This window comes from Pedobacter sp. MR2016-19 (genome assembly GCF_014947265.1).
Classification (GTDB): domain Bacteria; phylum Bacteroidota; class Bacteroidia; order Sphingobacteriales; family Sphingobacteriaceae; genus Pedobacter.
This window is the reverse complement of the sequence record NZ_JADCNK010000022.1, coordinates 1-13601: the sequence shown is the minus strand read 5'-3', so window position 1 is coordinate 13601 and position 13601 is coordinate 1. Positions and strand designations below refer to the sequence as shown.

At 41.0% G+C, this 13601-nt stretch carries 13 protein-coding genes; 8 read left to right on the top strand and 5 right to left on the bottom strand.

The window, feature by feature from the left end:
• Positions 1–101 precede the first annotated feature (101 nt).
• Positions 102–1079 (top strand): class I SAM-dependent methyltransferase, encoded by a 978-nt coding sequence (locus IM793_RS20840; RefSeq protein ID WP_193424721.1) that lies wholly within the window; start codon positions 102–104, stop codon positions 1077–1079.
• Between the two features lie 60 nt (positions 1080–1139).
• Here IM793_RS20840 and IM793_RS20835 read toward each other — a convergent pair whose 3' ends face one another.
• The 5 genes from IM793_RS20835 to IM793_RS20815 all read right to left on the bottom strand — a co-directional run bounded on the left by IM793_RS20835 (position 1140) and on the right by IM793_RS20815 (position 6797).
• Entirely contained in the window at positions 1140–2036 is an 897-nt protein-coding gene (locus IM793_RS20835) for a hypothetical protein (RefSeq protein WP_193424719.1), read from the bottom strand.
• Between the two features lie 11 nt (positions 2037–2047).
• On the bottom strand, positions 2048–2617 hold the full coding sequence (locus IM793_RS20830) for a glycoside hydrolase family 108 protein (RefSeq protein ID WP_193424717.1): 570 nt from the start codon (positions 2615–2617) through the stop codon (positions 2048–2050).
• Positions 2618–2897: 280 nt separating this feature from the next.
• Positions 2898–3911, bottom strand: coding sequence for a phytanoyl-CoA dioxygenase family protein (locus tag IM793_RS20825; RefSeq protein WP_193424715.1), 1014 nt, complete (start codon positions 3909–3911; stop codon positions 2898–2900).
• 2 nt (positions 3912–3913) lie between these two features.
• Positions 3914–5110 carry an aspartyl/asparaginyl beta-hydroxylase domain-containing protein gene (locus IM793_RS20820; RefSeq protein ID WP_193424713.1) on the bottom strand — a complete coding sequence of 399 codons (1197 nt, stop codon included), beginning with the start codon at positions 5108–5110 and terminating at the stop codon, positions 3914–3916.
• Complete coding sequence (locus IM793_RS20815; RefSeq protein WP_193424711.1) at positions 5094–6797, bottom strand: carbamoyltransferase C-terminal domain-containing protein; 1704 nt, start codon at positions 6795–6797, stop codon at positions 5094–5096. The genes IM793_RS20820 and IM793_RS20815 overlap by 17 nt, the downstream gene beginning before the upstream one ends.
• 259 nt (positions 6798–7056) lie before the next feature.
• Between IM793_RS20815 and IM793_RS20810 the strand changes: the two genes are divergently transcribed.
• The 7 genes from IM793_RS20810 to IM793_RS24895 all read left to right on the top strand — a co-directional run.
• The gene (locus IM793_RS20810; RefSeq protein ID WP_193424709.1) at positions 7057–7713 is read left to right on the top strand and encodes a Fe2+-dependent dioxygenase; all 657 of its coding nucleotides are present in this window, start codon (positions 7057–7059) and stop codon (positions 7711–7713) included.
• Positions 7714–7722: 9 nt separating this feature from the next.
• Positions 7723–8847, top strand: coding sequence for an ABC transporter substrate-binding protein (locus IM793_RS20805; protein WP_193424707.1), 1125 nt, complete (start codon positions 7723–7725; stop codon positions 8845–8847).
• Position 8848: 1 nt separating this feature from the next.
• Positions 8849–9787 carry a formyltransferase family protein gene (locus IM793_RS20800; RefSeq protein ID WP_193424706.1) on the top strand — a complete coding sequence of 313 codons (939 nt, stop codon included), beginning with the start codon at positions 8849–8851 and terminating at the stop codon, positions 9785–9787.
• 6 nt (positions 9788–9793) lie between these two features.
• Complete coding sequence (locus tag IM793_RS20795; RefSeq protein WP_193424704.1) at positions 9794–10405, top strand: phage tail protein; 612 nt, start codon at positions 9794–9796, stop codon at positions 10403–10405.
• Between the two features lie 24 nt (positions 10406–10429).
• Positions 10430–11047, top strand: coding sequence for a phage tail protein (locus IM793_RS20790; RefSeq protein ID WP_193424702.1), 618 nt, complete (start codon positions 10430–10432; stop codon positions 11045–11047).
• 31 nt (positions 11048–11078) lie between these two features.
• A complete protein-coding gene (locus IM793_RS20785; protein ID WP_193424700.1) occupies positions 11079–11699 on the top strand; it encodes a phage tail protein in 621 nt (206 codons plus the stop codon).
• A 105-nt stretch (positions 11700–11804) separates the two neighbouring features.
• Positions 11805–13601: IPT/TIG domain-containing protein (locus IM793_RS24895; RefSeq protein ID WP_227256339.1), on the top strand; the 1797-nt coding region annotated here is incomplete at its 3' end.

Genomic DNA, 13601 nt, shown 5'->3' with positions numbered 1-13601 from the left:
ATTTAATACGCTTAAATAAATTAATAATTAACGATTGATCTGAGCTAAATTTAATCTTTTAGTTTGGTATTAAAACTTTTTAGCATTAGGTATAAATATATATGGAATTAACGACTCAACAACGCAACGAAAACATTTCTGCTGCAACTAATGCCTTACTTTTTGAAGACGACTATCTGCATATCAAAAATGCTATTGACCAGCTCCATTTGCTTTTTGCTGGCGTAACCGGGGTAAATGCAGGTAACATTACAGATCAAGATATTCATCTGCCAAGCGGTAAAGCAGTTTCGACCATTAAAGCTGCACATTGTCTTAAAGAATTGGAGCGCACACGTAGATTTATAAGAGGCATTTATCGTGCGATTAATCATTTATTAGATACAATACCCGGGCATACCATAAATATATTATATGCTGGTTGTGGTCCTTACGCCACACTGCTTACGCCTTTAACATCTCAATTTACCGCAGCGCAAATCAATTTCATTTTATTAGATATCAATCCTGGTTCGTTGGAAGCAGCAAAAAATGTTTATGAAAAATTAGGCCTTTCAGACTATGTGGCCGATTATGTTTGCACCGATGCCACTACTTATAAATTTCCTGATAGTGTTAGTATTGATATGGTAATTTCAGAAACCATGCTAAATGCTTTAAAGAAAGAACCGCAAGTGGCAATCATGAACAATTTAATTCCACAAATGCGTCCAGAGGCTATTTTTATTCCGGAAGAGATAACTGTCGAAGCGGTATTAACACGATGGGAAGAAGAATACAACAGTTTTACAATACCTGATTATCAGCCAAAAAGGATAAGAGTAGGGTTGGTATATTGTGCAAGCCGTGAATTCAAGCTTCCACAGCCAGTGGTTTTACAGGTGCCTGCTTCGGAAACCCATAAAAGACTTGATTTATTTACGCAAATCACGGTATTTGGTAAAGAGGTCCTAAATACTTACACTTGCAGCCTTACAATGCCACTAGCGGTTTGTGAATTACAAAATCAAAAGGAGGGTATAACAATCAAATTTGAGTATGTAATGTCTGATAACCCTGGCTTTACCTATACGATTTAAAGATGGCATTAAGTACCGGCAGATATGCCTTCTACCGGTGCTTTTAATTATTAATCCAGGTTAATTATGATCACTTTCCGGTGATGGACTTGTGTTATTCGATGCCTCTGCCGGGCTTTGGTATGTTAATGTACTGTTCGAAGAAGGCGCATTTGGTGGCTGTTGTACAGGATTAGTTACCGCCGGATTTACCTGTGAAACGGGAGGCGTAGCCTGTTGTTGTCCGGACCAAATATCAGATGATAGATTATTTGCTGCAGCAGAATCAATTGAAGGAGCGTTTTCCTGGGTTTTTAAAACTAAATAGGCAGCACTGCTTATGCCAGTAAGCCATAAAAGTGTCTGGCTCAGTTCGGGTAGGGCACATCCTGTTTTTATGCTGTATACTTTATTCAGAAAAATAATAACAGCAACGCCAGTCCATATAACTTTTTGAAAACGATGTACGCTGATGCCGTTATCATCAGAAAGAATATCTACAAAAAAGCCTTCAGAAGGACTGTTTTGATGGCGAAAACGTCCATCTTGTATTTCCCTTTTATCAATTATGGTACCACCTGCAGTTACACCGGCACTTATTCCCATTAACACTAATACTGTTTCATTTAGTCCTGTGTCATTACAATTACCCATGCAAAGCTGCAAATAAATATAGCTGCAGGAGATCACCACAGTCCATACACCTAATTGTACACGCGATAGACTAAAGGGATTGTTGCTCTTAAAAATCAGCAGCTTTTTTTGCTGTTTTAATCTCGCGGCATTGGCATTAAACAAATTCAGGTTATTTACATCATCACGAAGCAGGTTGGTGAACAAGGCCAAAGCAAAAAACGCGAGGATAATCCCTATAATTATGACAAGTGCTAAAGTTTTATGAAGATCATAAGTCTGTGCATTTCCTCTGCATCCTGTAGCAAGTACTGCCAAAATCATTATTAAACTGCTCTTTTTCATAATTGATGCGTTTATGGTAATGATGGATTGAATGGCGTTAAACGACTGAGCCATGAGTTCTGAAACTGTGCCTGGGAAGGATTCTGTTTAATAATATTTAGATAACGCTGTTTTCGAAGTGCAATAACCTGATTGTATAGTGCTTCCAGCGGAATACTGTTAGCTGCAGCAATAGTTTGTGGCCCAACTATGCCATCTACAACAAGTTTACCGGGCATAATATTGTTTATTGCCTGCTGTAAAAAACGGGAGGCGATACCTGTACCCATATTTACAGCCGTGTCAAATAACTGGTTGGCAAGCTGTTGGCTGTTTAAGTTGTCCAGACTGATCACATCCCAGAAATTCTGCTTATAAAATGATTGTACTTCGGCCTGTACTGCACTATTGGCAGCAAGTGTGGCATTTATATTGTTAGGATGTGTTAAAACGGCCTGATCTACCACTGGCCAACCACCCCAGTTAGGCCAGAAATTTCTTGCGATACCAGCGTAGGTTTCACCACCGCTATCATTTGGGTTATTGGCATAACCACCTTCGTTACCCATTGTAATTTTAAATGCAGAATTAAAAATTGCCATATTTAGATATAATTAAGTTTTTAACTTTTACTATCTACATGTCAATGCATTTCATATATAACCGACTGATGACAGTGGTTAAACCAAGATTGATGAGAGCACTAACGACCTGTTTCAAACTAATATATTGCAAATTTGATAATATCGTTGTTCTTGAACAGGTTATCTCAAATATAGCTTTTTACTTTTTATTAATTAGCAATCTGATACATAAAATTATGTGAAAATGTAATAATAAAATTTGCACAGCTGATTAAATTTAGCAGCATGTTATTATGATCTACATCCAGTTCTTCTGAGCAGTAAAATCAGCAGGCTGATAATTGATATATTGCACAAACCGCGGTTTTGACGAAGCATTTGGACTACTGCCATGTGGTAAAGCCTGATGCCAGATAATAAAATCTCCGGCCTCAGCAGCAATAGGTAAGCTACCCAGCGCATGCAGGTTTTCTGTTCTTGGGTTGGTTCCAGCAGGAAGGGCGCGGAGCCATTCTGATATGCGATGTTGAAACCCGGGAACCAGGGTAAAGGCACCCTGATTAGGTGCGGTATCTGCAAGGTACAGCAAGCCCTGCAGGTTAAATGGAATAGGTAAATCCAGGCTGCAATCCCAATGTAAATCGGGCCCTGTAAATTTCCATTTATCAGTCTCTGGTGGGTTAAAGCCTACGCGATCTGTTGTTACCCAGATATCGGTACGCTGCCATAGCTGTTCATAAGCCATTCTGATGCGTGCTGATTGCCTGTTTTTTTGTAATAAAGGGTGCTGAAATAATTGAACCATAATTCCTTGCCTCGAGGTATTGGGGCTATACCAAGTGTTAGCATCATCTAGATTTATTTTTAGAAAATCACAAATCACATCAATAGTGGCCTGGCAATCTTCTTTAGGAATCACATTTTTAAGAATCAGATAGCCATTTTCTGTCCAAAATACAAGTTCTTCCGCACTGAGTACTGATGGGATGGGTTGGCTAAGCCCTGGTGCCTCATTAAATAAGCTGTTAAATCTACTGATCTGTTCGCTTGTAGGGCTGCCTGAAGTATGCACAATCCATTTTTCAAATTCTTCAAATGCCGGGGCATATTGAAAAACGTAAGTGAGTGTTTGCTCAATGCCAAGACCCAATACACTCAGTAAGGTTTTATCCAGTTGCCATTCTTTTTTCCAAAGTTCATCGTCAAACTTGTTGACCCTTCTAAGCATTACTTTGCTCCAAAAACGCTTCAGGTGCATCAGGCCCGAAGTGCTGAGTGCTGTTGATTGTGGTAAAGTAAAATCTGATGTCATCTTTATTTCTCCGCTTTAGGGTTGATATACATATTTTGTTTACATATCCAGTTTATCATTTGTGGGAAAGACAGACTACTTTCCTGGCCTGAAGGATAGGTCATTCCATTCCATTGCAATAAAGGAACGCCGAAAAAATGGCCCTGGGTAAAGTTATCCACAAGGCTTTGCCCTCCGCCCTTGTATCCTTTATCATGAAATACGATATGAGGGTCAATATCCAAATGTACAGATGCAGCATATGACCAGGCTATAGCCATCATTTCGCCACCGTTATTGAGGTCGTTGCTTGGTAGCGAATCGCTCATATCCATGCGTATTTCAGCCGGCATACAGGCCAGGTGTCCAGCTTCGTGTAAAATGTCGCCGGGATACAACAGCTTTTCAGTGTCAATAATCAATACGCCATCTCTTAGTTTAAGACCAGGTAAAAAGGTATCTTCATTTATTTTCTCCAGCTGGTAATGTAAACCGATCTCAGAAATAAAGTCAAGAAGTTTAGCAATTAACTGATTATTGTTTAATTCCTTTTCCATTTGTTCTGCCAGATGATTTGAATGTGTTGTATTTGCCATTCTCAGGCTTTCAATTACCTGCTGTTCGGTTTCCGGGTCTTTTTTCAAAAAAACTGTTTTTTTCCTGCCTTCAGTAATCAGTTTGGTAAGCCAATCGTTTACCTTACAGTCAATAACCAGGTGTATCCGGTCAGCAATGCCATTATTTGCTACACGGTGTTTTATGTTCGCATTAATGTACCAGCAGTCGCCTTCGTTCATCATAATACGCTCTTCATCTACATAAAACTCAACACCTGGATTAGTGAATATGGGCACATGCAAACGTGCTTCTCCATGTTCAAAAGCCAGTTCAATATCTCTGTGTGCTTTAATGACTGATCCAGCACGAAGATTTAACAGTCGCACAGAAAGTTTTTCACAGTCAAGTTTCTCTAAAAAGCGGCAGGTTTCAGGTAGTTTATTTAATAGCGCTGTATTTTCAAAATTTTTGTGGCTAAAAAGATCGGCAAAAGGATTATCGCTGTTTCCACCGGGGGTACGCAAAGGTAAAACATGCCAGTTACCTGTATAATCGGCAGTATTGTAGTGCGGCATCCAATTATTGCCGGTTAATAAATCGTTCAATTCTTGTTGGAGCAAATGAACGTCAATATTGAGGTTTAATTTAGAGAAGCAAATCATGATACTTGCAAATTATGAAATTATTTAATACCAATACATCCATTGCGCCGGATAAAAAAAGCGATAAAGCTTCGGCAGGAGTTTCCACTATGGGCATTCCTTTGCGATTGAGGGATGTGTTTAATAAAACGCCGATGCCTGTTTTTGCTTCAAAATCACCAATGAGCTGATAAAACTCAGGATTGAATGCACTGGTTACGGTTTGTACCCGGCAGGTACCGTCTTGATGAACAATACCTTCGAGCTGGTTTTTCCATTCAGGCTTTATCTCATCAATCAATATCATGTATGGGCTTTCCCACCCATGAATAAAGTATTTTTGTACATCTTCAATTCTAACTGACGGAGCAAAAGGCCTGAAATCTTCCCTGAATTTTATTTTGCTGTTAATGTGGTTTTTTATACCCTTGATACGCGGATCTGCCAATATGCTCCGGTGCCCTAATGCTCTCGGTCCGAATTCGGCCCCACCCTGAAACCAGCCTATCACTTTGCCAAGCGCAAGTTCGGCAGCTGTAAGTGAAACAAAATCTGGTGTTTGCCTGATCAAAAATGACGGATTATCACTAATTCCTGCATCTGCTATGGCTCGTTCCACGTCATCATTGGCGTATCCACGCCCGAAAAAAACGTGGTCTGGAATGGTTCCTTTTGGCTGGCCCAGCATCTTGTGCCAGCCATAATAGGCACAGCCAATGGCTAGTCCGTTGTCTCCCGCTGCGGGCTGGGTGTATAGATTTTTTACAATGCCCGAACGGCGTAATTTATAATTGGCCACAGCATTTAGGGCCACTCCGCCGGCATAAGCAAAATTGGCATGCGGCTGAAGTTTAGACCGTTCCTGAAAGAGATAAATGATTGCCTTTTCAGTTTCATCCTGTACCCAGCGTGCAATGTCGGCATAGTGGGTAAAATCTTTTTTAAAAGCATCATATCCTGATGAGGGTTTGTTGAAATACAGATCCACATTTTCGTAAAATACTTCGATGATGCCATTCTCTAATTTAAACAGGGGTGGTTTTCCATTCAAAACACCATAGGGCGCCAGGCCCATCAGTTTCCCAACATCATTCAGGTTGCCAAAACAATAATGACTGGCCGCATGATAAAGTCCGCCTATGGAATGATAATTGGTTGGTAGTTTTAATGAAGCCGTGTTTTGATATAATTTAACTTCTGAAAAATCTTTAAACAGCGGAATTAAATCTTTCCCGTCGAAATAATAAAAGCTGTCTTTTTCACAATACATGCCACTACCAAATAGATAGGGTGGAACCTTCGTGTCTTCAAGATCTAAACACTGGTTGTAAGGGCTGCCTGCACCATCAACCACCATTACATTACATTCTTTGAACGGTGACATGCCTACTGCGCTCCAGGCATGTGCCAGATGATGGGATAGGGTGATCACAGGTATTTGAATATGCTTATCGAAATACCGGCGTCCGGCATATTGGCTTGGTGAGATGTTATTTTCAAAGTTTGAGGCTTGCACAATTAATGTTAAATCACTGGCCTTAATCCCAGCAAAATCAAGGCAATACCGGACGGTATCAAAATCGTTACCTCCGTCATGTTTAATCCTGCTAAGCCTTTCTTTCTCAATACCAACTATGATTTTGCCGTTTTTTAACAGCGCTGTTGATCCATCATGTGATAAGCCTGTTCCCAGAATATAGGTGTCCATTGGTACTTATTGTAATTAAATGTGGGTAATCGCAGCATAAACATATAAATAATTTTGAAACCTGAGCTCATGCGTCTATTTAAGTAGATGAATTGTTTTAATAAAGTTGTTGATAATTGTCAAATTATTTTTGATAAATAGGATATTAAAATATAAAAAGTTATGATAACTTTATACTTATCTTAAGTAGCTGCTCTAAATGAACTCTCAATCTACAAACTCATATGTAAATCAAAATTGTATTTTAAATAATACGTATTTGCATATCTCAAATTTACTTAGCGAAACTGAAGTTGAAGATATTCGTTCTCTTTTTAAATCCGGAGCATTTGATGATGGCAGGTTAACGGCGTATAGTGCTGCAAAAGAAGTAAAAAGCAACTTGCAGCTTAATCCTCAAACACAGGAGCACGTAGCCATTCAACAAAATATTTTAGCTGCACTCAACCGCAATCCCTTATTCAGAAATGCGGTCTTACCACACAGTATTCATCCCTTTGTTATCAGTAATTATATGCCAGGCATGCACTATGGCTGGCATGTGGATAGTCCGGTTATGGGCAATATGATCCGCACTGATGTCGCCCTAACCATTTTTCTGAATGATCCCGAAGAATATGATGGGGGTGAACTGGAACTCCAGACTGCTAATGGCAATATATTATATAAGCTGAATAAAGGTGACGCCATTTGCTATCCATGCACACAGGTTCATCGCGTACGGGAAGTTACCCGGGGAGAGCGAAACGTTGCGGTAAGCTGGGTGCAGTCACTGGTTAAAGAAACAGTATACAGAAAAATGTTATTTGAAATTTTTCAGGTCACTGAAAATCTCCGTAGCAAAGCACTGTTTGAAGAAGAATATCTTGTATTACAGCAACACTATAGTAATCTTTTGCGCATGTGGGCAAATTAATTAGAATTAATGGCAACTAAAAAATTAACGGTGGGCGTTTTGCTTTCCAATTCAAGTATCCTGCCTATGGCTAAGCACTTTAGTACAGGGTTGAAAAATGGACTTAAGGGGTTAAACCAGGAGGTTGAGTTAGAAATTGTGCCCGAATTTATCGGACAGGGTTCCCGTGAACTTGCTGAAGCCGCGCTTACCAAACTGGTTAGTTTTGATGATGCTGACGTAATTACTGGAATAGTTTCCAATAAAGTAGGTGCTGATCTTTCAGAAAAGATAGCAAATATTAAACGGCCTTTCATCATGAATAATATTGGGGAGCATTTGCCAGATCCTGAAAAGTTTAACGATTACATGTTTCTTAATTCAATTCATACCTGGCAGCAGTTGTGGTCTATTGGCCAATGGGGAGTTCAAACTTTTGGTAAAAAAGGAATGTATGTATCTGGTTTATACGACTGTGGATATTCATTTCAAAGCATGTTGAGTGCTGGTATGGAATCGGCAGCCGTAGGAGTAACTATGCCATTTGCTATTGCACCAACACCAAACCCCAAAGAAACAGGCGATATTGCCGCTGTATTTGAGCATATACATATTTACAAACCTGATTTTATTCTGGCTACTTTTTGTGGGAAAGAAGCTGAAACTTTCTTAACGCAATATGTGGAGCAGGGCTTGCATAAAACAACTCCGTTACTTGGTTTGCCGTTTCTGCTGGAGCCATTTACAACAGCTGAGCCAGTTGAGGTTTATACTACATTATCGTTAAACTGTGAATTAAAACAGGACCAGCTTGATGAGGTAAGTCAGGTAATGGCAAATCCTTTTACACAGTTTGGCTTTGAAACAGGTCTGCTAATTGCCCAGGCGGTTAAAGACCAGGGCGGAAAATCTTTGCAAAAAGCCCTTGCCGAAGCTGCCATTGAAACAGCACGTGGACGTGTTGAAATTGTACCAGAATTAAATGCCATACAAAGCAGGGTTTACCTGGTCAAAAATAATTTCAATGGAATCAAAGATGAAATATCCAGGCAGCTGATTAGTGAACTGGAGACGATTAATATTAATCATGAAGATGTAAAGCGGATCAACAGCCAAACCTCTTCATTTTGGATGAACCCTTATTTAGGCATATAAAATGAAAATAGCGGTTATTTGCAACTCAGATTCGCTCGCATTTCCAACTGTCCAGGCATTAGCTGCCCGTGGGCTTTTAGGTGGTGTGGCAGTGCTGAAGCGAAGCAGCAAAATATTGCTGGGGCCGCTGCTGGCTATGGGTTTGTCTACTGATCAGGTATTGCAGTTGAATAAAATATCCTGGCAACAGGAAATGCAAAAGTGGCTAACAGCATCAGATGTGGATGCGGTTTGGGTATTTGGTTTTCCCTGGTTAATTCCTGATGATATGCTTCAAATGGTACGTAATGGTTATTTCAATTTTCATTTTGGTGAATTACCAAAATATAGTGGAGCTGATCCGATATTCTGGCAACTCAGAAACAATGAACGCTTTGCTAGTCTGACTATACATCAAATGACGGCAGATATAGATGCAGGTCCGGTTTTGTGGTCAAAGCAGCTACCTATTATAAAAGGTGAAAATTATGGTTTGCTTTGCCAGCGTTTAGGCTTTATGGCTGTAGATGCACTACCTGCCTTGGTGAATAACAGTAGCCATCTGCCTGTTATAAATGAAAATAATGAAGATATGGCGAGGTATGAAAAAAGACCTGGTCATCGGGAGCTTGCGATCAATTGGCAACAGCACTCTGCAGACGAAATAGAATGTCTGATTAATGCAGCCAACCCAAAATATGATGGTGCTACAGCCTGGATTAAAAATGCTGAAATACGAATCCTGGAAGTTTCACCGGCAGAGATTCAGTTACCGGAAGAAGTGAAGCCAGAACCGGGCACAATAGTTTATGCCGATGCAATTTATGGATTGATTGTGGCTTGCCTGGAAAATCGTTTTTTAAAGATCAATATTTTGCACATGCGAGAGGGCTATTTTTCAGGAAGTAAGCTCTTTCAGATGGGAATACAAACAGGAGAAAAATTTATAAACCTAAATTAATATTATATGGAAGGAACAATTGGAGAAGTAAGGATTTTTGCCGGCGATTTTGCCCCAAGAAGCTGGGCTTTGTGCCAGGGACAGCTATTAAATCTAACCACTAATCAGGCGGTTTACGCCATAGTAGGTACTTTATACGGCGGAGACGGGCGTACCACTTTCGGATTGCCTGATTTGCGAAGCAGAACAGTAATAGGTCTAGGAGCAGGTGCAAATTTGTCTGTTTATACAACACCAGGGGAAAAAATAGGCGTAGAAACGGTACCACTTACCGTAAATCAAATACCTGCGCATACGCATACCGCCATAGTTACACCTGCAACGGGTAATGGTATCGGTAATGCTACATTCTATGCCAACCCAGGCGGAGGTACGCAAGAGAATGGGCTAGATGCTTTTATCAGCAAGGAGGAAGCCGCTCAAATGGCCATTTTCGCTACCGGCGGTACTTTGAGTGCTTTACATAATAGCTCTTTAGAGGTTACAAATGTTAACATTCCCAATCCGACTGTTGCATTACAACCCGCAGGAGCCAGTGCCGGGCATAATAACATCATGCCAAGCATTGCACTCAATTACATTATCTGTATACAAGGATATTTTCCATCAAGAAATTAATTACTAAACCTTAATAAAATAATTATGGAAGGAACAGTTGGCGAAATCCGTGCATTTGCAGGCACTTTCGCACCAAGAACCTGGATGTTTTGCCAAGGGCAACAAATGTCCTTATCTCAATATCAAGTTTTATATGCAGTCATCGGTACCATTTATGGTGGAGACGGCGTGAATACTTTCAATTTACCCAACATTGCCAGCCGTATAGTAATAGGAGCAGGCCAGGGTGTTACCCTGAGCGCTTATCAATTAGGAGAGGAATACGGACAGGAAAGTCATGCTTTAACTTCAATGGAGCTGCCAGCCCATACGCATCAAATTACCCCTACTTACAGTACCACTGCAGCATCAGTAAATATTTCATTAAATGCAGTTGCTGCTCCTGGTCCTGAAAATAGTCCGGTGGGTAATTATCTGGCACAAGACTCAACGAATATTGACAATGTTTATGCAAATCCGGCTAATTCTCCAAATCTGGTTAACCTGAATAGCAATGCTGCACAGGTTAGCAATCTCTCACCGCCAATACCAAAAGTAACCATCGGTGCAGCAGGTGGTAGCTTGCCACACAATAATATACAACCGGTACTGGCTGTAAACTATATCATTTGCATAGAAGGACTTTTCCCTTCAAGAAACTAAATAAATTGATTCATACTAAATTTTATCAAAAATGGAAGGAACTATAGGAGAAGTAAGGATGTTCGCCGGAACGTTTGCACCGATGAGCTGGTCAATTTGTGGCGGGCAAACCTTAGCAATACGTACCTATACCGCATTATATTCAATAATTGGTACTAATTATGGCGGCGATGGTACAAACACATTTAAATTACCTGATTTACAGGGAAGAACTATTGTTGGTGCAGGTCAGGGGCCTGGGCTTTCAGAATACAGCATAGGTGACACAGAAGGCACAGAATCAGTAACAATCGGTCTGCCGGAAATGTCAGCTCATATACATAATTTAGCATATATACCTGCAGCAGGTACAGCAACTGTAACTGTTAAAGCATCTGCTGACCAATATGATGAGCCCAGCCCTACAGGCAATCTTTTAGGTGCGCCAATTTCATCGGGGGAAATGTTATATGGCGTACCACAAGCGCCGGCACAACAAGCGCCAATGGCTAATGGCACGCTGAGTATACAAAGTGTAACCGGGCCGCAGTTAACCAACATGGCTATTGCAGCTTCTGGCTCAGCAACACCTGCCGTCCATGAGAACAGGCAACCCTCAATGGCCCTTTATTATGTGATTTGTATACAAGGACTTTTTCCTGCAAGAGACTAAAAACCCAGCTTATCCACAATCATTTATCAGTATAACCGGTAAACTTCAATCCCGGTTATACTTTTATTTCTACTGCAAGTATTGAAGATTTAGAAAAGTAATTATATGAGGAAATTTTACAAAAAAGTATTTCATTTTTTATTCATTATCCCGGTGCTTTTAATCAGTGTATTAAGTGCCAGGGCCGCTTTATCTAAAGGCGATCTTGCGGTAATTGGAATGAACGGTGATGCAGACGCCGGAACAACTATACGTAGTTTTGCTGTGGTTGCACTTAATACTATTGCTAAGGATGAGGTAATTTATATTACCGACCGCGGATGGGTAAATACCTATGGCTCAACTGCAGGACATTTTGTAGGTGTAACTACAACAAATGAGGGAACTTTGCAATGGAAGCCTTCAGTAGCAATATCAGCAGGTACGGTGATTATTTTCAAGATTGACTTAGCTAACAGGCAAGTATTGGGAACAAAAGGGGATGGCAGTTCGCTTCCTTCAGCAGATTTTTCTATACTTTCGAACTCATGGACTAACACTACTCTTTCTGCCAACCCATGGAATCCAGCAACGGGTGATCAGTTATTAATCTACCAGGGAAGTGAAAGCAGTCCTTCATTTATTTTTGCTTTTAATAATCTCAGATTAAATGTTGCTGTTGGGACTTCTTCAAACGGATGGCATATAAATCCCAACAGTGTTGAACCCACTAATCAGCTTCCGGCTTATAGCGAATTGCCATCTGATTTAGGTACAACTTATTCTACTGCCTTTTTTACGAATACAGCTAATTCACGTTATCCCAATGTAAAATATAATCCGACCTTATCAAGTGGGTCAAAAGCCACAATTTTAACGGATATTACCAATACGGCTAATTGGGTCAATACAACTTCATCTGGTACACCGTATAACTTTAGCCTGGGCTTTGGTTCTGGCAATTTAACACAATTCACCGCTGGGGAGCCAACGGTTACAGCTGCAAAAATCAGCATTAGTGGTGCAAATGGCACAGGTGGTGCATTTAAGATAGGAGATGTGGTAACCGCAACCTGGGATAATACAGCCAGCGGCGATAACAATTCAGGAGTTACAGACGTAACGGTAAACTTTAGCCAATTTGGCGGAGGTACTGCGGTTACCGCAACCAACAGTAGCAATACCTGGACAGCTACTTACACCATTATTGCAGGCACATTAGATGCTACAAACAGGAACGTATCTGTTACGGCTACAAATACGGTTGGGTCTACAACTACGGACGATGACGCTAATGCTACCGTGGATAATATTACCCCGACGGTTGTGATCAGCAGTAGTGCAGGTGTTACTGGCGGATCAACAAGCACTTCACCAATTCCATTTACAGTTACTTTTTCGGAGACGGTAACGGGATTTGTAGCAGGAGATATTACACCAGGAAATGCCACCATCAGTGGTTTTTCAGGTAGCGGAACAACTTATACTTTTAATGCCACGCCAACGGCCAATGGTGCAGTAACGATAAATATTGCGGCCAATATAGCGCAGGATGATGCAGGCAATGGTAATACAGCAGCCACTCAGTTTTCTATTAGCTATGGACAGGCCGTCGCGGCACCAACTGTAACGGCTTTGAGCCCAACCAGCGGCCCGACCGGTGGAGGCACTAGCGTGACCATTACCGGCACCAACTTCAGCGGGGCGACCGCAGTGACCTTTGGCGCTACGGCAGCTACAGGCTTCACCGTTAACTCGGCAACACAGATCACGGCGACCGCACCGGCAGGAACAGGCACCGTTGATGTCCGCATCACTACAACAGGAGGCACCAGTGCGACCAGTGCCAGCGACCAGTTTACCTATGTACAGTTGCCGACAGCCACACCGGTAGTAGCCAGCCCTTCCAATGGCAATTTAATT

What these genes read in the sequence shown, in the direction of transcription:
- IM793_RS20840 (WP_193424721.1), top strand. Translation starts at nt 102, where the DNA reads ATGGAATTAACGACTCAACAACGCAACGAAAACATTTCTGCTGCAACT.
- IM793_RS20835 (WP_193424719.1), bottom strand. Translation starts at nt 2,036, where the DNA reads ATGAAAAAGAGCAGTTTAATAATGATTTTGGCAGTACTTGCTACAGGA.
- IM793_RS20830 (WP_193424717.1), bottom strand. Translation starts at nt 2,617, where the DNA reads ATGGCAATTTTTAATTCTGCATTTAAAATTACAATGGGTAACGAAGGT.
- IM793_RS20825 (WP_193424715.1), bottom strand. Translation starts at nt 3,911, where the DNA reads ATGACATCAGATTTTACTTTACCACAATCAACAGCACTCAGCACTTCG.
- IM793_RS20820 (WP_193424713.1), bottom strand. Translation starts at nt 5,110, where the DNA reads ATGATTTGCTTCTCTAAATTAAACCTCAATATTGACGTTCATTTGCTC.
- IM793_RS20815 (WP_193424711.1), bottom strand. Translation starts at nt 6,797, where the DNA reads ATGGACACCTATATTCTGGGAACAGGCTTATCACATGATGGATCAACA.
- IM793_RS20805 (WP_193424707.1), top strand. Translation starts at nt 7,723, where the DNA reads ATGGCAACTAAAAAATTAACGGTGGGCGTTTTGCTTTCCAATTCAAGT.
- IM793_RS20800 (WP_193424706.1), top strand. Translation starts at nt 8,849, where the DNA reads ATGAAAATAGCGGTTATTTGCAACTCAGATTCGCTCGCATTTCCAACT.
- IM793_RS20795 (WP_193424704.1), top strand. Translation starts at nt 9,794, where the DNA reads ATGGAAGGAACAATTGGAGAAGTAAGGATTTTTGCCGGCGATTTTGCC.
- IM793_RS20790 (WP_193424702.1), top strand. Translation starts at nt 10,430, where the DNA reads ATGGAAGGAACAGTTGGCGAAATCCGTGCATTTGCAGGCACTTTCGCA.
- IM793_RS20785 (WP_193424700.1), top strand. Translation starts at nt 11,079, where the DNA reads ATGGAAGGAACTATAGGAGAAGTAAGGATGTTCGCCGGAACGTTTGCA.